Origin of the sequence: Streptomyces sp. R33 (assembly GCF_041200175.1) — a bacterium.
GTDB lineage: Bacteria > Actinomycetota > Actinomycetes > Streptomycetales > Streptomycetaceae > Streptomyces > Streptomyces katrae_B.
The window spans coordinates 8,278,367-8,300,479 of sequence record NZ_CP165727.1; the positions used below are offsets into that span (position 1 = coordinate 8,278,367).

The 22,113-nt window shown below is 69.6% G+C and carries 23 protein-coding genes and 3 pseudogenes; 12 read left to right on the forward strand and 14 right to left on the reverse strand.

Annotated features, from left to right (window positions below; genetic code table 11):
* Positions 1-132: 132 nt before the first annotated feature.
* The 4 genes and pseudogenes from AB5J51_RS38070 to AB5J51_RS38085 form a co-directional block, all read right to left on the reverse strand.
* Positions 133-744, reverse strand: coding sequence for an NUDIX domain-containing protein (locus AB5J51_RS38070; RefSeq protein WP_369779868.1), 612 nt, complete (start codon positions 742-744; stop codon positions 133-135).
* A gap of 715 nt (positions 745-1,459) precedes the next feature.
* Entirely contained in the window at positions 1,460-1,981 is a 522-nt protein-coding gene (locus AB5J51_RS38075; protein ID WP_136224117.1) for a hypothetical protein, read from the reverse strand.
* A 158-nt stretch (positions 1,982-2,139) separates the two neighbouring features.
* Positions 2,140-2,889 (reverse strand): annotated as a pseudogene (locus tag AB5J51_RS38080) (RHS repeat-associated core domain-containing protein); the annotation flags it as partial.
* Positions 2,838-3,140 carry a hypothetical protein gene (locus AB5J51_RS38085; protein ID WP_369779869.1) on the reverse strand — a complete coding sequence of 101 codons (303 nt, stop codon included), beginning with the start codon at positions 3,138-3,140 and terminating at the stop codon, positions 2,838-2,840. The gene AB5J51_RS38085 and the pseudogene AB5J51_RS38080, both read right to left, overlap by 52 nt.
* A gap of 964 nt (positions 3,141-4,104) precedes the next feature.
* On the opposite strand from AB5J51_RS38085, the gene AB5J51_RS38090 reads away from it, so the two are divergent.
* Entirely contained in the window at positions 4,105-4,335 is a 231-nt protein-coding gene (locus AB5J51_RS38090; protein ID WP_369780383.1) for an IS3 family transposase, read from the forward strand.
* Positions 4,336-4,380: 45 nt separating this feature from the next.
* On the opposite strand, the gene AB5J51_RS38095 is transcribed toward AB5J51_RS38090, so the two are convergent.
* Positions 4,381-4,665 carry a chaplin gene (locus AB5J51_RS38095; protein ID WP_369779870.1) on the reverse strand — a complete coding sequence of 95 codons (285 nt, stop codon included), beginning with the start codon at positions 4,663-4,665 and terminating at the stop codon, positions 4,381-4,383.
* Positions 4,666-5,492: 827 nt separating this feature from the next.
* Here AB5J51_RS38095 and AB5J51_RS38100 point away from each other — a divergent pair.
* From AB5J51_RS38100 to AB5J51_RS38115, 4 genes and pseudogenes are all read left to right on the forward strand, one after another.
* Positions 5,493-6,071: a dienelactone hydrolase family protein gene (locus AB5J51_RS38100; RefSeq protein WP_369780384.1), complete on the forward strand. Its 579-nt coding sequence runs from the start codon at positions 5,493-5,495 to the stop codon at positions 6,069-6,071.
* A gap of 178 nt (positions 6,072-6,249) precedes the next feature.
* The gene (locus tag AB5J51_RS38105) at positions 6,250-6,786 is read left to right on the forward strand and encodes an IS5 family transposase (protein ID WP_369779871.1); all 537 of its coding nucleotides are present in this window, start codon (positions 6,250-6,252) and stop codon (positions 6,784-6,786) included.
* Between the two features lie 89 nt (positions 6,787-6,875).
* Positions 6,876-6,986, forward strand: a pseudogene (locus tag AB5J51_RS38110) (DUF4259 domain-containing protein); the annotation flags it as partial.
* A 91-nt stretch (positions 6,987-7,077) separates the two neighbouring features.
* Positions 7,078-7,200, forward strand: a complete 123-nt coding sequence (locus AB5J51_RS38115; RefSeq protein WP_267887525.1) for a hypothetical protein — start codon at positions 7,078-7,080, stop codon at positions 7,198-7,200.
* A 73-nt stretch (positions 7,201-7,273) separates the two neighbouring features.
* On the opposite strand, the gene AB5J51_RS38120 is transcribed toward AB5J51_RS38115, so the two are convergent.
* The gene (locus AB5J51_RS38120; protein WP_369779872.1) at positions 7,274-8,845 is read right to left on the reverse strand and encodes an alpha/beta hydrolase; all 1,572 of its coding nucleotides are present in this window, start codon (positions 8,843-8,845) and stop codon (positions 7,274-7,276) included.
* 363 nt (positions 8,846-9,208) lie between these two features.
* Between AB5J51_RS38120 and AB5J51_RS38125 the strand changes: the two genes are divergently transcribed.
* Complete coding sequence (locus AB5J51_RS38125; RefSeq protein ID WP_369779873.1) at positions 9,209-9,472, forward strand: hypothetical protein; 264 nt, start codon at positions 9,209-9,211, stop codon at positions 9,470-9,472.
* Here the strand turns inward: AB5J51_RS38125 and AB5J51_RS38130 are convergent.
* Both AB5J51_RS38130 and AB5J51_RS38135 read right to left on the reverse strand, forming a co-directional pair.
* A pseudogene (locus AB5J51_RS38130) lies at positions 9,469-10,418 on the reverse strand (oxygenase MpaB family protein). The gene AB5J51_RS38125 and the pseudogene AB5J51_RS38130 sit on opposite strands and share 4 nt — an antisense overlap.
* A 7-nt stretch (positions 10,419-10,425) precedes the next feature.
* Positions 10,426-10,593 (reverse strand): hypothetical protein, encoded by a 168-nt coding sequence (locus AB5J51_RS38135; protein ID WP_168724217.1) that lies wholly within the window; start codon positions 10,591-10,593, stop codon positions 10,426-10,428.
* 450 nt (positions 10,594-11,043) lie between these two features.
* On the opposite strand from AB5J51_RS38135, the gene AB5J51_RS38140 reads away from it, so the two are divergent.
* Positions 11,044-11,178 (forward strand): DUF5133 domain-containing protein, encoded by a 135-nt coding sequence (locus AB5J51_RS38140; RefSeq protein ID WP_369780385.1) that lies wholly within the window; start codon positions 11,044-11,046, stop codon positions 11,176-11,178.
* Between the two features lie 273 nt (positions 11,179-11,451).
* Here the strand turns inward: AB5J51_RS38140 and AB5J51_RS38145 are convergent, their stop codons facing one another.
* A complete protein-coding gene (locus tag AB5J51_RS38145) occupies positions 11,452-12,108 on the reverse strand; it encodes a hypothetical protein (protein ID WP_369779874.1) in 657 nt (218 codons plus the stop codon).
* A gap of 281 nt (positions 12,109-12,389) precedes the next feature.
* Between AB5J51_RS38145 and AB5J51_RS38150 the strand changes: the two genes are divergently transcribed.
* Complete coding sequence (locus AB5J51_RS38150; protein WP_369779875.1) at positions 12,390-12,839, forward strand: SRPBCC family protein; 450 nt, start codon at positions 12,390-12,392, stop codon at positions 12,837-12,839.
* Positions 12,840-13,173: 334 nt separating this feature from the next.
* Positions 13,174-13,809: a carbonic anhydrase gene (locus tag AB5J51_RS38155; RefSeq protein ID WP_053790705.1), complete on the forward strand. Its 636-nt coding sequence runs from the start codon at positions 13,174-13,176 to the stop codon at positions 13,807-13,809.
* A gap of 18 nt (positions 13,810-13,827) precedes the next feature.
* Here AB5J51_RS38155 and AB5J51_RS38160 read toward each other — a convergent pair whose 3' ends face one another.
* The 4 genes from AB5J51_RS38160 to AB5J51_RS38175 form a co-directional block, all read right to left on the reverse strand.
* Positions 13,828-14,808 carry an L-threonylcarbamoyladenylate synthase gene (locus AB5J51_RS38160; protein ID WP_369779876.1) on the reverse strand — a complete coding sequence of 327 codons (981 nt, stop codon included), beginning with the start codon at positions 14,806-14,808 and terminating at the stop codon, positions 13,828-13,830.
* 186 nt (positions 14,809-14,994) lie between these two features.
* Positions 14,995-15,996, reverse strand: a complete 1,002-nt coding sequence (locus tag AB5J51_RS38165) for a PHP domain-containing protein (protein ID WP_369779877.1) — start codon at positions 15,994-15,996, stop codon at positions 14,995-14,997.
* A complete protein-coding gene (locus tag AB5J51_RS38170; RefSeq protein ID WP_136224127.1) occupies positions 15,993-16,886 on the reverse strand; it encodes an SDR family oxidoreductase in 894 nt (297 codons plus the stop codon). The genes AB5J51_RS38165 and AB5J51_RS38170 overlap by 4 nt, the downstream gene beginning before the upstream one ends.
* Positions 16,887-16,923: 37 nt before the next feature.
* Positions 16,924-17,553 carry a flavodoxin family protein gene (locus tag AB5J51_RS38175; protein WP_369779878.1) on the reverse strand — a complete coding sequence of 210 codons (630 nt, stop codon included), beginning with the start codon at positions 17,551-17,553 and terminating at the stop codon, positions 16,924-16,926.
* 245 nt (positions 17,554-17,798) lie between these two features.
* On the opposite strand from AB5J51_RS38175, the gene AB5J51_RS38180 reads away from it, so the two are divergent.
* On the forward strand, positions 17,799-18,440 hold the full coding sequence (locus AB5J51_RS38180; protein WP_369779879.1) for a DUF488 domain-containing protein: 642 nt from the start codon (positions 17,799-17,801) through the stop codon (positions 18,438-18,440).
* A 501-nt stretch (positions 18,441-18,941) separates the two neighbouring features.
* On the forward strand, positions 18,942-19,280 hold the full coding sequence (locus AB5J51_RS38185) for an isoamylase early set domain-containing protein (RefSeq protein WP_369779880.1): 339 nt from the start codon (positions 18,942-18,944) through the stop codon (positions 19,278-19,280).
* A 418-nt stretch (positions 19,281-19,698) separates the two neighbouring features.
* On the opposite strand, the gene AB5J51_RS38190 is transcribed toward AB5J51_RS38185, so the two are convergent.
* Positions 19,699-20,088, reverse strand: a complete 390-nt coding sequence (locus tag AB5J51_RS38190) for a hypothetical protein (RefSeq protein ID WP_369779881.1) — start codon at positions 20,086-20,088, stop codon at positions 19,699-19,701.
* Between the two features lie 331 nt (positions 20,089-20,419).
* Between AB5J51_RS38190 and AB5J51_RS38195 the strand changes: the two genes are divergently transcribed.
* Positions 20,420-21,604 (forward strand): alcohol dehydrogenase catalytic domain-containing protein, encoded by a 1,185-nt coding sequence (locus tag AB5J51_RS38195; protein WP_369779882.1) that lies wholly within the window; start codon positions 20,420-20,422, stop codon positions 21,602-21,604.
* The last annotated feature ends 509 nt before the right edge of the window (positions 21,605-22,113 follow it).

Genomic DNA, 22,113 nt, shown 5'->3' on the forward strand with positions numbered 1-22,113 from the left:
TCCACAGGCCGAGCTTCAGCCAGGCCCCTTCGTGCGCCTCCCAGCCGACGTCGTACGCGAGCTCGCCGCCGAACAGCAGCCGCTCCGACTCCGACACCGCCGACTCCCCTGAGTCACCGCTGGCCGTCTTGCTCACTTCGTCTCCCTCGCATCCGGTCGTGCACCGGTGTTCTTCTCACTGGAAGCTGCCGGCATGCCCGAGCCGGAGGCACCGAGCCAGATCTCGCGCTCGTACCCCGCTGCCCGGATCGCCGCCGTTTCGGCTGGGGCGGTCCGGGCGTCCGGCATGGCGACGGCGGCGTACAGGGTGCCGGCGACGTACTGGTTGAGGACGGCGTGGGTGAGCGGCCGGCAGTCAGCCGGAGGGCCGCCCGGATCCGCCCACACCACCTCGCTGTACTCGCACGGCGCGGAGTTGCTGGGCTCCCCGGACCAGCGCTGCGTGGCGAAGACGACGCACAGGCGGCCCGCGCCCCGCTCACTGCGGTAGTGCAGGAGTCCGCTGAGCTCGATGTCCTGCACGCCCACTCCGATACCCAGCGCGTGGGAGGCCCCCCGGCAGGCCGCCTCGTCCAGCCACTCCGCCGGCTCCAGCCGTCCGCCCACCAGGGCCAACTGGCCCCGTTCGGGGCATCGGGCCCGGCGGACCAGCGCCACCTTCCCGTCCGAGCGCAGCAGGAGCAGCACCACCTTCGTCAGCGGCCGGTAGCCCGGCCTCACCTGTTCGATTCGGGCAGCAGCCATACGGGGGTGGTGCGCTGTCGGCACTGGTCCTCCCTGAATTGACGTGGAACCGAGCGATGGTCGAACAACCCCCCGCGCCTGGGTGTCGTAACGGACCCGGGAGGGGGAATTTTTCGAACTGAGATGCGGTGTAGGTGTGTAGGGCAGTTCCTCTGGGGGTGGGGACGTTTGAACTCACACGTTCGAGTGGAGAAGGAGCAGCGGCACCCGATCAGGGTCTTGCGCGAAGGGTCCGCGACTCCGTTACGGGGCGGACTGCGGGAGGTCGAGGCGGGGGCCGCTGCAGAGCTTCATCCGGAGGTTTTGGGCATGGCTGACGGGGGCAGCGTTGGCGGGAATCGGCGCCGGCGTCCATACCCTTGATGGTGCGTCAGGTGCCTTGTTTGACAGGTCAGGGCCTGGTCGTGACGAGTGTTGATGGCGCCTTGAGGGGGGCGCCGCTGAGCGTAGGGCTGCTGCTTCTGTCAGGTAGATGCCAGGAAGAGATGGCTGGCATTTTCCCCGACACCAGTGGTTGGAATCGGGGACCACACGATGGCGTCCTCCCACGGAGGGCTCCCTGAGAACGGGGCGGGCCATCCGTGTCGCCCACCAAAAACTCCGTGACCGCGTGGACGAGCAACGCGGAGGCCGCCCTCAGCCTGTAGCCCCGGGCCGGACACCTGTGTGCCGCGACTCCCGTCAGGGAGCCGCGGCACACAGGGCAGGCGCAGGGTCAGGCCCAGGGCTGGACCGCCGCGGCGCAGGCCGCCCACAGGGGCAGGACCAGCAGCGCGACGAACCCGTCGTGCTGGACGCGGGAGTACCAGCACCTGCCGCGCTGCGTCAGACGTTCCCGGCGCAGCGCCGAGCGGGCGATCTCGTGGGCGGCCTCACGGGAGGCGCACAGGGCAGCGGGGAACGCCGCCACCGTCACGGTCAGGTAACCGGACAGCTCCGAACGGGGCAGGAGCAGTCCGCCGACGAGGACGAGCGCTGTGATCAGGAACCAGGCGCCCGCCCGGAATCCGAGGATCGACATGGCCCGCACCCACAGGGGCTCGGCCTTCATGCCGATCCGCCCGGCGGTCGCGGCCGCCGTCTTCCGCATGGCCTCCTCAATCTCTGCGCGTTCCCGCGCGGCCTCAGCGCCGTCGCCCCGAGCCGAGGCCAGGAGGAACGCGAAGGTGATCGTACGGTCGGCCCACTGGAAGGGGCTCTTCGACGGGACTGCGCTCTTCGACGCTTGCGAAGGCATACCCGCTCCTCTCGATGTACGGCGAGGGCGGGGCGGTACGGAACCGCCCCCGCCCACGGCTTGCGCTGATCAGCGGCCTCGGTGGTCCCTCCACTCACCGTAGAGCGAGTAGCCGGTGCTGTAGTACCCGTAGTAGCGGTCCACGCCGTGGACCCGCCTCACGACGCGTCGGTTGTACGCCGGTGCGCCTTGCTGGCCCTGCTCCGGGCCCGTTTGTGGGCTCGTGACCGGCCTCGCACGCCCTTGGGAGCCTTCGCCATCCGGCTGGCCCTGCGGACGTTGTTGAACCGGGTGACGGCGCGTCCCGCACCGAAGGTCGCCGCCCCGGCGATGTCCATCCAGCCCTCGCGATCGCCCCTGGACACCTTGTAGATGCCGCGGCCGAGGCTGATCCCCGCGGAGACGAGCGCGCAAGCGCCGCAGCCGAACATGCTGGCAATGGCGAGTCCGGTACCGACGCGGTCGAGGAACTTGCCCCAGTCGAAGCGGCCGTCGAGGTCGTACTGGTTGATGGGGTCGGCCGGGTAGCCGTACGCGTTGTCGTTACCGCCCTGGACCGGGTCCAGGGACAGGAAGCGTCCGCTGAGCGGGTTGTAGAGACGGACGCCCATCAGCGTGAGACCGGTGAGGGTCTCACTGGAGCGCTGCTTGCCTCCGAGCCAGTCGTAGCGCGTCACCGGCTGGCCGGCGCGCGGGTTGCCGTACTCGTCGTTGTCCAGGGCGACGGGCGGCTTGGTGATGTCCAGGGGGAGCTGGAGGGCCACATCGCCGTGGATGGTGGTCAGCTGGAGGACGGTGTCGCCGGTCTTGCTGGTGGTGGCGGCCAGGTCACCGGAGGCTGACTCGATGTTGCGGGTCAGGCTTCCTGTGGCGGTGTCCTCGGTGATCCAGCGCGGATTGTCGCCGTCCGGAGCGGGAAGCCGACAGCAGTGGGCCCGGCGCTCAGCTCGGTGGTCAGCGAGCCGTTCTTGTTGACCCACGTCGTGCAGGTCTCGGTGCGCTCGGAGAGGGCCTCTACCTGCTTGCCCGACAGCCGGGCGGCCACGCGGGCCGACGGGATGTCGGCGGCCTGCGTGACCGCCTCCGGCTTCGCGGCGGTGGGGTGGCGATGCTCCGCGGCGATGGCCGCGCTGGTGCCGTCCACCAAGGCGACTGCCATGACCAGGGCGATGGAGCCCCGACGAGACGCAGACTCCGCCCCGACCACAGCCGCCCGCGTTCCTCCGCGGGATCGGACTGGATTGCCGTCATTGCCGCTCGATCGTATTGATTTCAGGCCACTTGGGTGGCGCGAAAGGAACGTAACGAGGAGCGAAAGAGGGAGAATCAGGCCAGCGTCACCCAAAGATGGAATCTTCAATTCCGGAAAATCGTTGTGATCCACGTCACGTGTGAGCGTGAGTGCGGCGCGTGGGGGCGCGGCTTTCCTCGTCACCTCAGGAACGGTCAACGTCCTGCACTTCTTGGAGAACGTCGCCGCAGGCCTGAGCTGTGGACCGGGTGAGCGGCCCCGACCATTTCGAGGGTCAATTGGTCGAGGGCCTTGCCCCCGGATTTGGGACACCGGAGAGACTTGGATCTTGATGGTCCAGGAGAATGGAGTTCCGGTGGGGATGAAGCATTGCCCCGCCGAGTTCAAGGCGGACGCGGTCGCGGTCTACCGGTCGAGGCCGGGAGCGACGATCAAGTCGGGCGCCGCTGGTCTCGGGGTGAACACCGAGCGCTGCGGAACTGGATCCGGGCCGCCGACGAGCGCCGGGCCAGGCGCCCACTCGATGCAAAGCAGGCCGCCGCACAGGCCAGCGGTGACGACGTTCAGGCGGAGCCGGCAGCAGCCCGGAAGAGGATCCGCGAGCTGGAGGAAGAGCGCGACATTCTCCGCAAGGCGGCCCGGTATTTCGCAACGGAGACGCGCTGGTGAGCCGCTGCCAGTTCGTTGAAGATCACCAGCACCGTCACGGCGCGAAACGGCTCGGCGACGTCCTCGGCCTCTCCCGCTCGAGCGTCTATTACTGGCCCCGCACCGCGGCCGCAAGAGCGGCCCGGCAGACCGCCGAGGCGCGGCCCGCGCCCCGGATACGCAAGGCCCACCAGGACTCCGACGGCAGTTACCGAGCCCCAGGATCACGGCCGAGCTCCGTGAGGAAGGCGGCCGGGTGGTGAACCACAAGCGGGTCGCGAGGATCATGCGGACCATCGGGCGCCGGAGAGAAGAGGCCCCCCGTACGCGAGACGGGCCGCTGCGGAACATCACTGGTTCTCGTCATGAGATCGGCCTCCCCTGGAGGATGAGGGGAGGCCGATCTGTGCGGGGCTGTGCGCTGCGGCTGGTTTTGATGGCGGCGCTGCTGTGACGGCGCGATGAGCGCGCCGGGTTTCAGGCTCTGGTGCTGTCAGTACTAGCCGTGGTGGTCGGCCTTGTGGTGGCCGCCCTTGATGTCTCCGCCGTCGTTGATGCACGTGTTTCCGAAGGCGGGGTTGAGGATACCGACGATGTTGACGGTGTTGCCGCAGATGTTGACCGGGATGTGGATGGGCACCTGGAGGACGTTGCCGGACAGGACGCCGGGGGAGCCGATGGCAGCGCCTTCTGCCACGGCGTCGGCGGCGGCCATGCCGGCCCCGCCTGCCAGGACAGCACCAGCGGCGGCGGTAACGGCTACGGCCTTGGCGATACGGAACATAGAGATCTCCTTGAACTCACGCCGGAGTACGGCACGAACGACGTCCCCCACAACTGCCCGAGCCGCCCTCCCGTCACGGGTAATGGGCCGAATCAGTGACCGGGCATTGGTGCGGCAGCCGAAAGGCCCGCTCGCGAACGCCAGCCGACCGGGCTGAACCAAGGCGGCGGCCCTGGCCACGCCCGAGCAGATGATCGGCGACGGTCGCGGCCGATGGGTCGATCAGGCATGGCCCGGGCCACCACCGCCCCCGCCGCGGCCGCGACCCGGCAGGCGGCCCCGGTCCCGGCCGAAGGCCCGACTGTCCCAGCCCCTCAGGCGACAGCGTTTGTCTGCCGGATTCGACACCAGTTGCGGGTCTTGAGGCCCGTGGACGTTCACGGGGAATAGCAGCACGGTCACCGAGGCAAGACTGTCGTTGCGCCTGAGTCGACAGGCAACGGTGCCACTTGTCAGCTCTGCCTCGTTGAAGCCGCCCATGCCGAGATCCTCACCCAGCGGACCTGCATCGTGAACTCTTGGGCCAGATCCGCGACTCGCAGGCCGAATGGACCGGGGAAGCCATCCCACGGATCGCCACCGAGAACACCACATTCAAGCAACGCGTCCTCCAGCTCACCACCGACAACTGCACTCTCGACGAGCGGCTGAAGGCTGCCCGCTCGAACCTGCGCTTCCGAGACCGGCGAGTCGCCGTCATCGAAGTCCGCCTCACCGAACAGGGACCACCGGCCTGGTCCTGTCCGGCCGAGGCCCGTGGTTGTCAGTGCTGCGGTCCATACTCGTGCCGCGGCGCCACCCGGGCACCGCAGTACGAGGGGAGCAACATGGCTGAGGTGCTGGTCTTCCACCATGGACACGGGCTGACCGCCGGCGTTCGCAGTTTCGCCGAGCAGTTGCGACGGGCCGGACACACCGTCCACGCTCCAGATCTGTACGAAGGGCAGGTGTTCGACAGCCTCGAGGAGGGCGCCGCCTATGCCGAGAGCGTCGGGTTCGACACGATCACCGCGCGCGGAGCCGTCGCCGCCGAGGGAATGCCTGCGGAGCTCATCTATGTTGGCTTCTCGCTCGGTGTCCTGCCGGCGCAGAAGCTGGCCCAGACTCGCCCCGGAGCAAAGGGTGCACTGTTGCTCGAGGCGTGCGTCCCAGTCTCGGAGTTCGGCGCGGCCTGGCCCCAAGACGTCCCAGTTCAGATCCACGGCATGGACTCAGATCCGTTCTTCGCCGGGGAGGGTGATGCGGACGCGGCCCGCGCGGTCGTCGAGACGGTGACGGATGCGGAGCTGTTCCTCTACCCCGGCGACAGGCACCTGTTCACCGACAGCAGCCTGCCGTCCTACGACGAACAGGCCGCGATGCAGGTCAACCATCGGGTGCTCGGCTTCCTCGACCGCGTTAAGTAGGGCATCAACGACTGATCCTGTCGGCGGCAAGGCGGCGGTTCGCATAAGACGTCGTCTCTTATGGCGTGATCGTTCGTAGAACCGTGCATGACGGATCTCATCGACCGGCTGGTGCCGGACGAGTTGTGGGTTTTGTTCCGGCGAGTGGTGCCGCCGACGGTGGTGATACGTCCGCAGGGTGGGGGGCCGGAGGCGGGCCGGTGCCCGACTCCGTCAGTCTGAGGGCTGCAAAAGGGGGCCACTGACCGGACCGAACCCGACCGACCGTGGCAAGCCGGGATCGAAGATCCACCTGATCACGGACCGGAACGGACTCCCGCTGTCACTGGGCATCTCGGGCGGCCAACATGCACCACAGCCAGGGACTTCAGCCGCTCGTGCGCGGCATCCCACCCATTCGTTCTCCCACGGACCCTGTCGCCGCCCGGCGAAGCTGCACGCCGACGAGGGCTACGACCATGACCACCTGCGCCGGTGGCTCCGCAAGCGCGGCATCCGCCACCGCATCGCCCGCAAAGGGATCGAGTCCTCACAGCGGCTCGGCCGCCACCGATGGGTTGTTGAGAGGACCGTGTCCTGGCTCGCCCGCTGCCGCCGACTCCACCGGCGCTATGAACGCAAGGCAGAACACTTCCTCGCTTTCTCCGGCATAGCCGCAGCCCTCATCTGCCACCGCCGACTCGTCCGTGTGGACGGGCTGGACCAGTCAGTGTGAGGCTCCGACACTCCCCGCTCTGGACTGCACGGCTTGTGTCAGTGGCCTCTGTCAGGATGCCCCGGCCAACATCGTGATCAGGAGAGACCATGGGCGCTTGGGACGTCGGCCCCTTCGACAACGACACCGCAGCGGACTTTGGCGGTGACCTTGATGAGGCAGCTGCAGCCGAACGTGAGGGCATCGTCCGCAGTGCTCTCACACGTGTGAAGACCCCGGGAGCCGCCGCGTGACCACGCCTGGTGGGCGGCCGGTCGTGTCCCTGCGATCCGCCCTCATCCTTTCCGCGGCGTGATCGTCGCGGCTGCGGCCGGCATCTGGACCTGGCGCTTCGATCCGGCTGTCGCGGCCGGTGCTGCAGTGGTTCCCTTCGCTGGAACCGTCATGTTCCTCAACAGCATCATCGAGTCCTGAGGCGGCTCGACCCTACAGATCGGCCCCGCCGAGCCTCCGGATCCATGAGGCTCGGGGGCCGGTCACGCGGCCGCTACCCAGCCTGTTTGACGCAAGTCCGGTCCCTCGCCGGCAGCTTGCCGGTGGCCAGGTACCGGTTGACCTGGTCGTCCACGCACGCGTTGCCGTAGCGCCCGTAGAGGGCGTGCCGGTTGGCGCCCTCGAGGGTGACCAGCCTGGAGCTCGGCAGCTGCTTGTGCAGCTCGACGCTTCCCTTGTACGTCGTACGCGGGTCACCGGTGGCGGCGACGATCAGTGCCGGGGCATCGCGCCGCACCCGGGTGGGCTCTTCGCGCGGCGAGTCCCAGAAGGCGCACGGGTTGATGTTGTTGGTCAGAGCGCCGAACAGCGGGTGCGCGGTCCGGTTGCGCTCGATGTCCCGCCAGTAGAGCTCCGGATCGCGCGCGGCGGCCACGTCCCCGCAGATGACGGCGGACTGCGCGCCGGTGGGCTCGCCCTCACCGCGCAGCACGTACCGGAGCTCCGGGACGAGCATCGGCGGTACCGTCGTCGGCCGGCCCTCCGCGGCTTTGGCCAGTACGGAAAGCAGCTCGCCGAACGACGCCCGCGCCGGGGCGGTGTCGTCCGCGATGCCCGAGAAGAGGAGGAGCGGCACCTGGCTGTCGTCGATCCGGAAGGCATCGGCGCCGGCGCCGATGGTCAGCGGACCGCGCGCGGCCGCCGCGACGATGCGGTCGACGGCGGCGAGCACCTCGGCGCGGCTGCGGCCGAGGCCGTAGGTGTCGTGGTGCTCCGCGGCCCAGGCGGCCCAGTCGGACAGCGCCTTCTCGTTCTCGCGCTCGGTGCCCTTCAGCAGCCGGGGGCGGTAGTCGCTCGGGTTGATCGCCCCGTCCAGCACCATCCGGTCGTGGCGGCCGGGGAACATCTGCGTGTAGACCGTGCCCAGGTAGGTGCCGTACGAGTAGCCCAGGAAGGAGATCTTCCGCTCGCCGAGCGTGCCGCGGATGACGTCCATGTCGCGGGCCGTGTTGCGGGTGGTGATGTGCGGGAGCACCGCGGCGTCGGTGGCCCGGCACTTGTCGGCCAGGCTCTTCTGCAGGGTGACCTGGCGGTCGAAGCCCGCCCGGCCGGTGCCGGCGGACAGCCAGGTCATGCCGACCGGCAAGCCGCAGTCCAGCGCGGTGCTGCGCCCGATGAAGCGCGGGTCGAAGCCGACGATGTCGTAGCGCGCGCCGACCTCCTTCATCGACGCGCGGGCCTGCGGCGGGGACTGGAGCGCGGGCCCGCCCGGACCGCCGTTGTTGAGGAGGATCGCGCCGATGCGGTGGCGGGTGTCGGTGGCCTTGAGCCGGGAGATCGCCACGGTGATCGTGCGCCCCCGGGGGTCGGCGTAATCCAGGGGCACGGTCACGTCCGCGCACTGCACGCCTGCCTGGTCCAGATCGCGGCCCGTGGTGTCGTCGGGGCCCTTGATGCAGCTGCCCCAGCCGAGGTGCTGGCGGTAGTACCGGTCCAGTCCGGCCCCGGAGCTGTCCTGGGCGGGGGTCTCGGCGGCCGTGGCCAGGACGGGGGAGGACGTGAGGCAGGCGGCGAGGGTGAGGCCCACGGCCAAGGCGCGGCGTGCGGCGGGGCTGACCGTGGTCACGGGGTCTCCTTGAGCATCGTCCGCTTCGTGTGATCGCATGCCCCGAGGCTAGGAACCCGCCCTGGTACGGTACATCGCCCAAGGGCACGAGGACCCCGGTCCCGTCCACCCCCGGCTCCGGGACCTGCGGCCCGGTCCGGCCTCCTCCTCCGGGAGGAGACCGTCGGCGGGGCTGCGCCGAGGGCCGTCCCGGCCACGCACCACTTCACCGGGGGACCCTGCGCCGAACTCGTGGCTCTGGGAGCCGCACGAGCCCAGGGCGCCCGCCAGATGCGCTGCATCGTTGCCGTGGGAAACCACGGGCGGGGGGTCATCGGCCCGTGCGGGCGCGATCGGCAGGTCTTCGTGGACTACTACCCCACCATGCGTGTCATCGTGCCCACGCCCGCGGGGCCCAGGTCCGTTCTCGCCGCCGACCTGATGCCGCTGACTCGGCGATGGACCCCGGAAGGCATGAACGGTCTCGACCCATCGCTCTACCAGGATCCCGAGACCGCCGGTCCCCCGATCATCCGGTTCAACCCCCGCTACCTCCAAGACGTCCGCTCTGGCGCCAAGACCAAGACCACCCGCTTCCGGGACCCGGCCCAGCTCGGGCCGGCCAACGACAAGACAGGCGCCGCTTAAACCACGGAGGAACCAGCGACGACCGGGACGACCGCAGCAGCGAAGAAGACGGCGCCAGCGAAGATTCGGGCGGCCTCCACCGGCAGAGGCAGAGGTGGCGTGGCCCAGCGGATCGCGGCTATTACGGCACGGCCTCCGGGAACGGCCAGAGGCAGCAAGAGCCGTGATGTGCGGGGAAGGGGCAGCTGGGCTCTCGCCCATCGGGGCAGCAGATCCACGGCCGCGGCCGCCAAGAAGGCATACGGAATCCGTACAGCGCCCGGCAGCGGCGATGCGACAGCAGGTACGCGGTCGTCTCGCGTGACTCCGGCGTGGACCGGCACTCTCCGCGGTATCCGGCGAGCCGCGCGGACAGCTCCGCGCGGGTCTCAGGCGGTTCCTCGGCTCCCAGCCGACCGGCGACCAGCGCCATGTCGCGCACGTAAGCGTCCTGGCCGACCCGCTCCAGGGGCTGGCGCCCATAGCGCTGGTAGGCCCGCAGGAAGCACTCCGCCTCGGCGATGTGGACCCAGGCCAGCAGGTGTGGATCGGAAGCGCGGTAGGGCACTCCCTCCGAGGTGACGCCGCTGATCCGGTCGTGGACGCTGCGCACCCGAAGGACGGCCTGAGCAGCGTCCCGGTCCGTCCCGAACGTGGTGGCGGCCAGGAAGGTGCTGGTGCGCTGGAGCCGGCCCCAGGGATCTCCTCTGAACCCCGAGTGCGCCCACACGGCAGCCATGGCTTCTGGGTGCAGCGACTGCAGCAGCAGCGCGGCAAGCCCGCCGACGTACATCGCCGCGTCCGCATGCACGAGCCGGATCGGACTGTGCGGCTCGAACCAGCGGGGTCCTGGAGCGCCATGGATACGGGCACGTTTGTGATGCGCCGAAGGGCCAGCGACCCGGCGCAAGAGCTCTTCTCCTGCCCGGACCCGGAGCCGGGCGAGCGGAGGAGGCGACCAGAGCATGTGTCCATCATCCCTCCTGCGGCGCAGTCCGTCCGGCCTGCGTGCGGCAGCCGTTCGGTGGTGGGGCGGCGGTGTCGAGGTCGGCCGGGATCCAGGCTCTGCCGAGCCCGATGAGGGCGGCCGGGGCGGCGAGCGGTACGGCGGTTCCGGGCCGCCGGTCCCGACGGGTGGCCACATCGCTCGGCGGGTAGCGAAGGGTCGGCTGCCGGCCGGGTGCCGTGATGGAGAAGATCGGGGCCAGACGAACACGGACGGTACGAGAACCAGGCCGCGCCCATCACACCGTCGGGTACCTCGGCCGCGCAGGTGGTCCCGCCGGGGCACCCTCCTCGTGGACTTGAGCCAGGTCGCCTTCTGCGACTGCGCCGGCCTCAACCTTCCTGACTGCTCGTCTGGCCGCCCTGCGCGCCGGCCGCGCCCTGCATGTGACCGCCGCCAGCAGTCGCCTCGAACGGCTCTTTGATCTCACCGCCACCCGGTCCCTGCTCACCTGACGGTGGCCGCCGGAAAGCAGGTACACGCCATGACCGCGTCCGTCCCCCTCACCACAGGCTCCGACGCTGCCCGTCGTCCAGCCCCAGGCGTGCGGGAAACCCGGGCGACCGTGTGGGCGGTGGGCACATTGATGGCGACCACGCCCGCCCCGGCCCGCGAGGCAGAGCGCATCCTGTCCGATTCACTCATCACTCTGTGTGTCCTCATGGGCCGGCCAACCGCCTCCGAGGCAGTGCGCGAAGCCCTCCAGTACACCGGGGCCTGAGCCTGCGGGGCGGCGCACCACGGGGTGTTTCCCCCTCCTCACACCCTGGGGGAGCAGCAGATCATGCGCTGCTTTTAGAGCATGGAATCGCTGGGCGCCCGGTGGCATACGGGAGCCCCCCATATTGCCTGCCGCGGGAAGCGGCCCGCCGGCTGGCCCGGACCATGCCTGCTGGGACACTCCGAAGGGTCCGTCTGCGAGGAGCTGTCGGCCGCGCCCGGAAGCGAACCGCCTGCTGCCCTCGCCTCAAGCCGGTCGCCCTTCGGGTGTCGGTCAGTCTTCGAAGTAGTCGGTCAGGACGCAGCCCTTCACGAGTGCGGGGTCTTTGCGGTAGCCGCTGGGAGGGTTGAAATCGGGGTGGCAGTTTAGGATCAGCAGCCCGCCGGGCTTGATCGCGTTGCGGATGACAGGCTTCTGGTCGGGTAGGACGGCGAAGTCCTGGCCGAGGAGGAACTTGCCGCGGTGTCCCTTGTTCGGGCTTTCCTTTCGGTCTGCGTCGAGTTCAGCCTTGTACGTGGCCTGGAAGGTCTTCAGATCTTTGATCATGAAGATGCGGGTGCCTTTGCCGCAGGCCCCTCGTTCGCTGACGGCCCACTTGCTGTCGTAGGTCTCGTCACCGGGGAAGAAGTCGTCGTCGTGAGGGTCGGTGGAGATGTCGCTGCAATCGCCATACCCGTTGACGATCTGGGCGGCCTTCGCCATCGAGCCCGCCTTGGGCAGTCTGGCCTTGCCGTTGCCGTCGGAGCCGCCCGGTCCGTCGGTGCCGCCATTCTTGGCGGGCGCCTGATTGTCCAGGTAATCATTGAGGGAGTCTTTCCCTTCGTCACTGCCGCACGCAGTCAGGGCCGTGAGGCAGAGCAGGGCTGCGGTGCTGACGGCCACGATCCGTTGGATGCGCATGATGGCGGGGACCCCCGTGTAGATGATCACAATGCACCGACCCTAGATTTTTGGCGTGCGCATGGCAAATGCACCATCGACGGAGACGGGACCAGCGCCGCAGCCACCGTCCGGACCGTTTCACCAGTCCCGGTCGCGCGATGGTCGCCGCATAGCGGCCCTACTGCCCGTGCAACCCGGCCTGACGGTGCTCACCCTCGCCGTCATTCGGGGGTCATGAGTGAAGGGATTGCGGGCAAGGGCGCGGTGGGGGCAAGGCTCCCCGGAGGCCGGGCGTTCTGCCTGACCGGTGAAGAGGAAAGGAGATTTTCGTGTCGAAGGTCGAAGAGTCCGTCGAGGTCGACGTCCCCGTGCGGACCGCCTACAACCAGTGGACGCAGTTCGAATCGTTCCCCCACTTCATGGACGGGGTCGAGCGGATCGAGCAGCGCACCGACACGATGACGCACTGGGTGGCGAAGATCGGTGGTGTGCGAAAGGACTTCGAGGCGGAGATCACCGAGCAGATTCCCGACGAACGGGTGGCGTGGACGACGCTGGGCGGTGAAGTGAAGCAGGCCGGCGTGGTCACCTTCCACCGCCTGGACGAGGCCAAGACCAAGGTGATGCTGCAGCTGGACTACGACCCGGAGGGCATCGCGGAGAACGTCGGCGACAAGCTCGGCTTCGTGAAGCGGCAGATCACCGGCGACCTGAAGCGGTTCAAGGCGTACATCGAGGAGCGCGGCCGCGAGACCGGCTCCTGGCGCGGCGAAGTCTGATCCCAGGAGCCGGCCTTGCTCGAAATCACCCCGCTTGGCCGGGCCCCTACACCGCAGCCTCCCGCCTTGGCGGTGATGGAGGAGCGGGGTGGCTCCGCTGAGACAGCGGTCGGCTGAGGAGGCCCCGGGCGTTGCATCGTGCCCGGGGCCCTGCCCCGTGACCTGCCGGGGACGCCGCACGGGTCCGGCAGCTGAGCCACGCGCGCAGGCTCTGAGCCGAGGGCGCCCTCGCCCGGCGTCTGGGGGTGATGCTGGGGCCGGCGGCGTTGCCCGACTCGTCGCCTTGCCGCGGGCCCAGTCAGCGGAGGCCGGTGCCGCCTCGTAGGCTGCGGACATGACTGAGATCCAGATGCCTGACAACGCCTATGACCTGCTGCTGGCCGGCAATCAGCGTTTCGTCTCCGGTACCCCCGAGCACCCGAACCAGGACGCCACCCGCCGCACCGAGACTGCGCCGTCCCAGCAGCCCTTCGCCGTGGTGTTCGGGTGCTCCGACTCGCGGCTGGCCGCCGAGATCATTTTCGATCGGGGCCTGGGCGACCTGTTCGTGGTCCGCACCGCTGGGCATGTCGCGGGTACGGAAGTGCTCGGAAGCATCGAGTTCGGTGTAAGCGTCCTCAACGCGCCGCTGGTCGTCGTCCTTGGCCACGACTCGTGTGGCGCTGTCGCCGCGGCCTGCTCGGCCCTGGAGGACGGGCAGACGCCGGGCGGATTCGTGCGTGACGTCGTCGAACGGGTTACCCCGAGCGTGCTGGCAGCCCGCGCCGCAGGACGTGAGACGGCCGAGGAGATACTGGCCGAGCACATCGAGCACACGGTGGACCTGCTGCTGGAGCGCTCCCGCGTCCTGGCCGAGCGGGTCGCCGACGGCCGGCTGGGCGTGGTGGGGCTGTCCTACAGGCTGGCCGACGGCAGTGCACAGCTCGTCACCGCCCGCGGCCTCGCTACGGCGACTCCCACCGCTTCCTGACCGTCCGGGCCGGGCCGCTCACCGGGAGGGTCGCGGCCCGGCGGCCCGGCGAAGCCGGTTGGCGATCGCCAGCCCCAACCCGTCCTCCACCGGGAGGGACGCGATGATGAGGTCGCATCCTTGTTGATCGAGCTCGCGCAGGTATCCGTACAAGCCGTGCGCGTAGGCGTCCATCGAATCGGGGATCGTCACCACGGCGTGCGCCTTGACCGCAGCGTCGGCGAAGGAGGCAGGAACGAAGACGCCAACCTTGTGCCCCGCCATCTGCGCGAGCTCGGCTTCGGCCACCACCCTCTCCGGCTCGACCAGGACGACCCGCGCACTTGGCGCATAGTGCGACGGGTGCTGGCCCGGCACTCGGACATGATTCGTCGAGGGCACCCCGATGGAACGCCCGAGCACCGCTTCGAGGTCCTCGCGGGTCACACCGCCGGGCCTCAGGATGCTCGGGATGTCGCCCGTGACGTCAACAATGGTCGACTCGACGCCGACCTCGCACGCGCCGCCGTCCAGCACGAAGTCGACGGCATCACCAAGCTCCAGGCGGACGTGGCCCGCGGTGGTGGGGCTGACCGAGCCGAAGCGGTTGGCGGACGGGGCCGTGACGCCGCCCCCGAACGCCGACAGCAGGGCGAGGGCGACTGGGTGGTCCGGCACACGCACGGCCACCGTCTCCAACCCACCTGTCGCTTCCAGGGGCACCCGGTGACCGCGCCGCAGGACCAGGGTCAGCGGTCCCGGCCAGAAGTGTTCGGCCAGCAGACGCGCGGTGGTGGGCACGGTCTCGACCCAGTCGTCCAGGTGCTCTGCAGCGGCGATGTGGACGATCAGCGGGTGAGAGGGCGGGCGCCCCTTCGCCTGGAAGATCCGCGCGACGGCGACGGGGTCTTCCGCGTTCGCGCCCAGGCCGTAGACGGTCTCGGTCGGAAGGGCCACCAGACCGCCGGCGCGCAATACCTCGGCTGCCTTCTCGATGTCGCTGGTCGTTGCCGTCACCATCGCATTACTCCACTGTTTCGCTCCCACATCCATGCCCTCGCCGGCACACGAGACGAGGCCACGCACGTCTTGCGGACCCCATCATGCCGCCCCGGACCGGCGTCCACTGCCAGCGTGACCTCAGGGGCAGAAGCTGAACGTGGAGCGGGGTCGGGTACCGCCGTGCGGCGGGAAGACAGGGGTGGTTCACGGGCGGCTGCTCCTGCTGGTCAGCAGCCGCCCGAGAGGCCAGGTCGTGATCAGTCGGTCCGCGCCCAGGCCGACCCGTGCGGCGCGCGCGTAGCCCGTGCTCTGCCAGTGCAGCTGTTCGGGGGCGTGGGCGTCGGTGTCCACGGCGAAGCGGCAGCCCGCGGCGGCGGCCTGTACGAGCAGGTCGTCTGGCGGGTCGCGCCGTTCGGGTCGGCAGTTGATCTCCACGGCGGTGCCCGCCTCTGCGCACGCGGCGAATACGGCCTCGGCGTCGAAGCGGGACTGCGGGCGCCCCCGGCCGGTGATGATCCGTCCCGTGCAGTGGCCCAGGACGTCGACGTGCGGGTTGCTCACCGCGGCCAGCAGGCGGGCGGTCATCGGCTCGGGCTCCGAGCGGAGCTTGGAGTGCACGGATGCCACGACGACGTCGAGCCGGCCCAGCAGGCCCTCCTCCTGGTCGAGTGAGCCGTCCTCGAGGATGTCGCACTCGATACCGGTCAGCAGCCGAAAATCCGGGCCCATCCGGGAGTTCACGGCGGCCACGGCTTCCAGTTGGGTTTCGAGTCGCTCGGGGCTCAGTCCGTGGGCGATCGTCAGCCGCGGCGAGTGATCGGTCAGAACGGCCCACTGGTGGCCCAGGGCGCGGGCCGCGTCGGCCATGGTCTCGAGCGGGCTGCCGCCGTCCGACCAGTCGGAGTGCAGGTGGCAGTCCCCGGTGCTCGCAGCCGCGAGGTCCCAGCCGGCCAGGGCGGCGGGGTCGGCTTCGGCCTCCAGGCGGGCCAGGTAGCGCGGCATCGCGCCGGTCGATGCCTGGGCGATCACCTCGGCGGTGACCGGGCCCACCCCGCGCAGCCGTGCGGCCTGGGCGGCGTCCACCGGGCCCGGTGGCAGGTGGCGGACGGCGTCGGCCGCCGTGTGAAAGGCCCGCACCCGGTACGGGGACGCCCCGCGCCATTCGAGGAGGAAGGCGATCCGGCGCAGCGCTTCGTCCGGGGTCATGGCAGGGGTGTTCCACCGGTGGCGTTGACGATTTCGCCGGTGATGTAGGAGGCCCGGTCGGAGGCGAGGAAGACGTACGCGGGTGCCATCTCCGCCGGCTGTGCGGGCCGGCCCAACGGCGACTGCTCGCCGAACTTCGTCGGGTCGGGCATCGTCGCGGGGATCAGCGGGGTCCACACCGGTCCGGGAGCCACGGCGTTGGCCCGGATGCCGCGCTCGGCGAGCATTTGGGCGAGGCTGTGGGTGAAGGAGATGATCGCGGACTTGGTCATGGCGTAGTCGAGTAGGTGCGGGCTGGGCTGGTAGCCCTGCACGGATGCGGTATTGATCACCGAGGCGCCGGCCGGCATGTGGGCCAGCGCGGCCTTGGTGAGCCAGAACATCCCGTACAGGTTGGTCTTCATCACCCGGTCGAACTGCTCGGTGGTGATCGCCTCGATCCCGTCCGGCTGGGCCATCTGGTAGGCGGCGTTGTTGACGAGCAGGTCGATGCCGCCCAGTTCGCCCACTGCCTTGTCGACGAGGGCGGTGCACTCGGCTTCGTGCCGGATGTCGCAGGCGACGGCCACCGCTGTGCGGCCGGCCTGGTGGATCAGTCGGGCGGTCTCCTCCGCCTCCTCGGCTTCCTCGGGCAGGTGCGTGAAGACGACGTCGGCGCCTTCCCGTGCGAAGGCCAGGCAGACGGCGCGGCCGATCCCGGAGTCCCCTCCGGTGACCAAGGCCTTGCGGTCGTTCAGTAGGCCGTGGCCCTGGTAGGTGTCCTCACCGTGGTCGGGGCGGGGTTTCATCGCCTCGGTCGAGCCGGGATGGTCCTGGTCCTGCTCGGGAAACGGCGGACGGGGGTGCAGCCCCACCGGATCGGTGAGGCGGGCCTGCTCGTGGGAAGTCATCGCGGTCTCCTTCCGGCTCGGACGGGTGGGACGGCGGTCAGTAAGAGGGCGGGTAGGGGGCGGCCTTGAGACGGCGCGCGAGGTGCGCGGTGTTCGCGGCAAGGGTCCTGGTCGTGGCCGCGGTCTTCTCGGGGGTCTTGTCGAGGTCCTGGTAGTCGGTGCCCTGCATGGCCTCGCCGACCCAGTAGGTGACCGCGTTCGGAGCGAGGGAGAAACCGACGTCGTTCAGACCCTGGAACAGGTCGGCGCTGACGTGGTGGGCGCCGTCTTCGTTGCCGACGACGCACACGGCCGCGGCCTTGCCGTAGGTGAGCATGCGGCCCTCGTCGTCGCTTTCACCGAGTTCGGCGTCGAGGCGTTCCAGGACGCGCTGGGCGAGGCTGGAGGGGTGCCCCAGCCAGATGGGCGTGGACAGGACCAGGATGTCGCAGCCCAGGATCGTGTCGCGGATCTCCGGCCAGGAATCCTCCTCTCCCATGTCGACCTCGACGCCTGGTTTGACGTCGTGGTCGGCGATCCGGATCACCTTCCCGGTAACGCCGTGATCGGCCAAGGCGGCCATGGTCTGCTCGGCCAGCAACTGCGAGCTGGACCGTTTCGGCGACGGCGAAAGCGTGCAGACCAGCGCGACAGCGCGCAGTGGCGTGGTTCCGGTGGTGGTGTCCATGTGATCCGGCTACCCCGATGGTCATGCTCTATCCCGCCCCGTCACGGTGATACCCGCCGATCGAGGGTCGTGACGGAGGGGCCGCTCATGGGACATCCGGCGGTGTCCTTCTGCTTTGAGCTGCGGGGCAGGCAGGACCTTGTTGGCCAGGCCCTGCGCCCTGGTCTTCGGCGATCCGGCGACGAGCTTGTCCTTGCCCGCGAACATGTCGGCACGGCGGAATAGGGGCCTGGAACGAGCCCGGCATGGTGGAGGCGATGGAAGAGGTGATCAGCATGCGCCCCTCGTCGGCCGCGGCCACCGACCGCAGCAGCCGCTTGGCCACGTGCACGGCGTTGCGGTGCGCGAGGGCCGCGGTGCGCACCGCGCGCTGGCAAAGTGGGGGAGTGAGGGGAGCGGTGATGGGACGCATCGCGACGATCGGCGTTTACGGCTTCACAGCCGGAGCCTTCCTCGAGAAGCTTGCCGGCGGGGGCGTGGGGCTGCTGCTCGACCTTCGCCAGCGCCGTGGCGTTCGGGGCCCCGAGTATTCATGGGCGAATTCGGTGCGGCTCCAGCGCGCGCTTGCCGCGGAGGACATCGGCTACCGGCACGTGAAGGAGCTGGCGCCGACGACGGAACTGCGTCATCTCCAGTACCGCGAGGACGACCGCCAAGGTGTGGGCAAGCGCAACCGGGTCGCGCTCGCGCCCGAGTACATCCAGCGCTACACCCTGGAGATCCTCGACCCGTTCGACCTCGGCGCGCTCGTGGCCGAGCTTCCGAGCGGCTCGGCGACCGCCCTCTTCTGCGTCGAGCGCGATCCGGAGGCATGTCACCGCTCGCTCGTGGCCGAGCGCTTGCGTGCCGAGCACGGCCTGCCAGTCACGGATATCCGTCCAAGCTAGTGGGCGCCTCCGCTGTTCAGGGGCCTAACTGATCATTCCGGAATGATCTCCAGCCACCGGATCCGGGTGATGTTGGCCGTCAGCCCAGCAGTCCTTGATGGAGGCCGGCTCTGCGCTCGTAGCGGCTGCAGAGAAGATCCGGCGGCGAATGCGAGAGCCGAGTCACGCTGGTGCGCGCCATGCTCGCTGTCGGCAGGGGAAGTCCGCCTCGCAGAGGGCGGTGAGAGGTCTCGCGGCGGCGGCTCGTCGGAGCGCACGAAGGACGAGCTGTACCAGGAGGCGAAGAAGCGTGGCATCGAGGGACGCTCGACAATGACGAAGCAGCGGCTCAAGAGCGCCCTCAGCCACTGACCGCACCCGGGCCCGGCTCCTGCCACCGGGTGCTCACCGCAGGCACGCCTTCACCCCCAGGACCGTCACGGCCCGGCTCCCCTGGCGGCCAGGTCCAGCCGGGCTCCGACGCCGGGGGCGTGCCGTGCACGCGCTGGTGGCACCGGGCGGGTGAAGCCGGTGCGCCGAGCGGCCGCGGGCAGGTGCCCGGCTCGGCGCGAACCGCAGGATGAGCGGAAACAGCCCCCCGGTCTCAAGGACCGTGCTCAGGTCACCTTCGTCCTGCCCGCCGACACTCCGCCCGGAGCGGTCAGCGTCGTCGGTGACTTCAACGGCTGGAAGCCAGGCGCCCACACCCCTGAACCGCGCAGCGACGGCAAGCGCGCGGTCACGGTCGCCTTGCCGGCGAGGAGCGTGCATTCCTTCCGCTACCTGGCGGCGGGCGACTACTGGTTCAACGAAGACCACGCCGATGGCCACGACGGCACCAACAGCCTCCTGCACACCTGATCCGACACCTCGGGCGCGGACTCACCCAAGCAGTTGACCCCTGCCCTCCGACCGGCCGGGCCGCTGGCTCCTGCCGGATGGCGAGAGGAAAACCTCCAACCACCACGGCTCGCGAGCTGACCGGGGCCGCCAAGGGCATCGGTACCGAAGAGAAGTTCCTTGAGGTCGCGAAGAAGATGACGCGGATGGGCGCCAGAGCGCTGGCGATCTGCGGCGGCGATGAAGAGCTCAAGGGCATGACCTGCGCCCACCGGATGGGCGGGGCCCCTGGCGGCACAGCTGCGCCGCCTGCTCGATCTGACCGGAGCGCTTTCCCTGCTCGAGGTGCGCGAGAGCGGTGAGGAGATCTGGCTGAGCGTCGACGAGCCAGGACCCGGTCCGGGCGGCGGTGAGCTGATCGCGGTGCTGGGTGCTGCCGCTATCCGGCGCTGCGTGTGCCGGGCGGGTCCTTCGGGTTGATGCTGGTGGTGGCCGAGGCGTCCTTGGTTCCGCTGGGGCGTTGGGAGTGGCCTCGGGGGCCGAGATCGTGCATGCCCTTCTCCCGGGAGCCCTTGCTCTGGTCCTCCCCGCGCTTGCCGCGGCTCTTGACAGGGTTGCCGTGGGGGTCGCCGGCCTCTTCCTTGGAGACCGCCGGTTCAGGGCCCCTGGCTGGTGCGTACTTGTCGGGGTGGAACGAGCGGTGGGCGCTCGGGTTGTCCTGCTGACGGGTTTCGTCGACGTCCGGTGACCAGCCGTGTTGCTTGGTGCCCTCGTGGCGGCTGGGGCCCTCTCCGTGCTTGGGCTGGGAGGGCTTCGGCTGTTTCGTCATGGCCTGGCCTGCTGTCTGTCTCGGGGATGGGCGCGCAGTTTCCCGCGTGTCTACCGCTGCCTAATGACATCGTCCCACCGTTCGGCCAGGTGGTCGCGGCCAGCGTGAAGAGCGTGCAGCGAGCTCGCCCGGCGCATAGGCAGGGTGCCTGCTGATCCTGCCCCTAACCTGTCAGATTGCTGGCTCGCAAGGCGTTGGAGGCCGGGTGCCCATGGGTCTGACCGGCCGCCGCCCCGCCGCCACAACATGGCGGCGCTGCGCGCTATCGCCGGGCGCCCGGGGTAGGCGCCGGGGATTCGGAGCACGAAACCACCCTAGGGCTGGAGGCGTGATGAAGGCAGTGACGTGGCAGGGACGGCGGAACGTGCGAGTGGAGACCGTCCCCGATCCGGGCATCACCGATCCCACCGATGCGATCATCAAGGTGACGACCACCGGGCTGTGCGGTTCCGATCTGCACCTCTACGAAGTGCTGGGCCCGTTCCTGGACGCAGGCGACATCCTCGGCCACGAACCGATGGGAGTCGTCGCCGAAGTCGGCTCCGACGTCAAGCACCTCGCCGTGGGTGACCGGGTCGTCGTCCCGTTCAACGTCTCCTGCGGTACCTGCTTCATGTGCGAGCGGGGGCTGCACTCGCAGTGCGAGACCACCCAGGTCCGCGAACACGGCAACGGCGCGAGTCTCTTCGGCTACACCAAGCTATACGGGCAGATTCCCGGCGGACAGGCCGAATACCTGCGCGTCCCCTTCGCAGACACCCTCCCCATCCCCGTCCCCGACGGGCCGCCGGACGACCGCTTCGTCTACCTCTCGGACGTCCTCCCGACGGCCTGGCAGGCCGTCGTCTACGCTGACATCCCACCCGCCGGCAGCGTCGCCGTCCTCGGCCTGGGACCCATCGGCGACATGTGCACCCGCCTTGCCGCCCACCGCGGCGCGGGCACCGTCATCGGCATCGACCTCGTCCCCGAACGCCTTGCCCGCGCGGCCGGACACGGCACCCGCGTGTTCGACCTCAGCCAGTACGGTGACCAGCTCACCGATGCCGTCCGCGACGCCACCGGGGGACGCGGCCCCGATGCCGTGATCGACGCCGTCGGCATGGAAGCCCACGGCAGCAGCGCGGTGAAGGCGGCCCAGACCCTCACCGGTATGCTGCCCGACGCCCTGGCCGCCACGCTCATGAAGAAGGCCGGCGTCGACCGGCTCGGAGCCCTCTACCTGGCCATTGACCTAGTACGCCGAGGCGGCACGATCTCCCTGTCGGGCGTCTACGGCGGAATGGCCGACCCACTGCCGCTGCTGACCATGTTCGACAAGCAGATCCAGCTGCGGATGGGACAGGCCAACGTCCGCCGCTGGGTCGACGACCTGATGCCGCTGCTCACCGACGGCGATCCCCTCGGCGTCGAGGGCTTCGCCACCCACCACCTCCCCCTGGACGAGGCACCCACCGCCTACGCGGACTTCCAGGCCAAGAACAACAACACCGTCAAGGTCCTCTTCCAGCCCTGACAACCGGCCCCGCGCCCCGCCACGAGGGGTCGCCGTCGCCGGCCCGGCAGCGCCCGTGCACCCACGACCTACGCGATGCCAAGCCCGCGATGATCTCTCTCCACATGGGCTGGCGCCGATGCTCACCGAACGACGCAACCGGGCCAACGCCGTCGCCCCCAAACCGGTCTGGATCCCTCTGACCCCGGCGACGATGCCCGATCCCACCAAACTCGGGCAGAACCATATTTGATCACGTTCGATTTGTGGCGCGAGTGCAGGCCACCGGGCCGCTCGTGTGACTGTGCACTGCATCTGTCCAATGAGCACTGGACTTGTCGTGCTGTGCTGGACGGACCCCGAGACGACCCCAGGCGCCCGGGACGCCTGGGTGCGTCTCAGACGTTCGGGCCTCCGTCTCGGTGTACCGAGCCGGTTGCCCCACCAGCACCAGGCGCCGCCGCAGCACCCGGCGGGACTACCGAACACCCTGGCCCTCGTCGTCACGAAGGCGGCCGCCTCCCCCGTTC

What these genes read in the sequence shown, in the direction of transcription:
- AB5J51_RS38070 (WP_369779868.1), bottom strand. Translation starts at nt 744, where the DNA reads ATGGCTGCTGCCCGAATCGAACAGGTGAGGCCGGGCTACCGGCCGCTG.
- AB5J51_RS38075 (WP_136224117.1), bottom strand. Translation starts at nt 1,981, where the DNA reads ATGCCTTCGCAAGCGTCGAAGAGCGCAGTCCCGTCGAAGAGCCCCTTC.
- AB5J51_RS38085 (WP_369779869.1), bottom strand. Translation starts at nt 3,140, where the DNA reads ATGGCAGTCGCCTTGGTGGACGGCACCAGCGCGGCCATCGCCGCGGAG.
- AB5J51_RS38095 (WP_369779870.1), bottom strand. Translation starts at nt 4,665, where the DNA reads ATGTTCCGTATCGCCAAGGCCGTAGCCGTTACCGCCGCCGCTGGTGCT.
- AB5J51_RS38100 (WP_369780384.1), top strand. Translation starts at nt 5,493, where the DNA reads ATGGCTGAGGTGCTGGTCTTCCACCATGGACACGGGCTGACCGCCGGC.
- AB5J51_RS38125 (WP_369779873.1), top strand. Translation starts at nt 9,209, where the DNA reads ATGCGTGTCATCGTGCCCACGCCCGCGGGGCCCAGGTCCGTTCTCGCC.
- AB5J51_RS38140 (WP_369780385.1), top strand. Translation starts at nt 11,044, where the DNA reads ATGGCGACCACGCCCGCCCCGGCCCGCGAGGCAGAGCGCATCCTGTCC.
- AB5J51_RS38155 (WP_053790705.1), top strand. Translation starts at nt 13,174, where the DNA reads ATGACTGAGATCCAGATGCCTGACAACGCCTATGACCTGCTGCTGGCC.
- AB5J51_RS38160 (WP_369779876.1), bottom strand. Translation starts at nt 14,808, where the DNA reads ATGGTGACGGCAACGACCAGCGACATCGAGAAGGCAGCCGAGGTATTG.
- AB5J51_RS38165 (WP_369779877.1), bottom strand. Translation starts at nt 15,996, where the DNA reads ATGACCCCGGACGAAGCGCTGCGCCGGATCGCCTTCCTCCTCGAATGG.
- AB5J51_RS38170 (WP_136224127.1), bottom strand. Translation starts at nt 16,886, where the DNA reads ATGACTTCCCACGAGCAGGCCCGCCTCACCGATCCGGTGGGGCTGCAC.
- AB5J51_RS38175 (WP_369779878.1), bottom strand. Translation starts at nt 17,553, where the DNA reads ATGGACACCACCACCGGAACCACGCCACTGCGCGCTGTCGCGCTGGTC.
- AB5J51_RS38180 (WP_369779879.1), top strand. Translation starts at nt 17,799, where the DNA reads ATGGTGGAGGCGATGGAAGAGGTGATCAGCATGCGCCCCTCGTCGGCC.
- AB5J51_RS38190 (WP_369779881.1), bottom strand. Translation starts at nt 20,088, where the DNA reads ATGACGAAACAGCCGAAGCCCTCCCAGCCCAAGCACGGAGAGGGCCCC.
- AB5J51_RS38195 (WP_369779882.1), top strand. Translation starts at nt 20,420, where the DNA reads ATGAAGGCAGTGACGTGGCAGGGACGGCGGAACGTGCGAGTGGAGACC.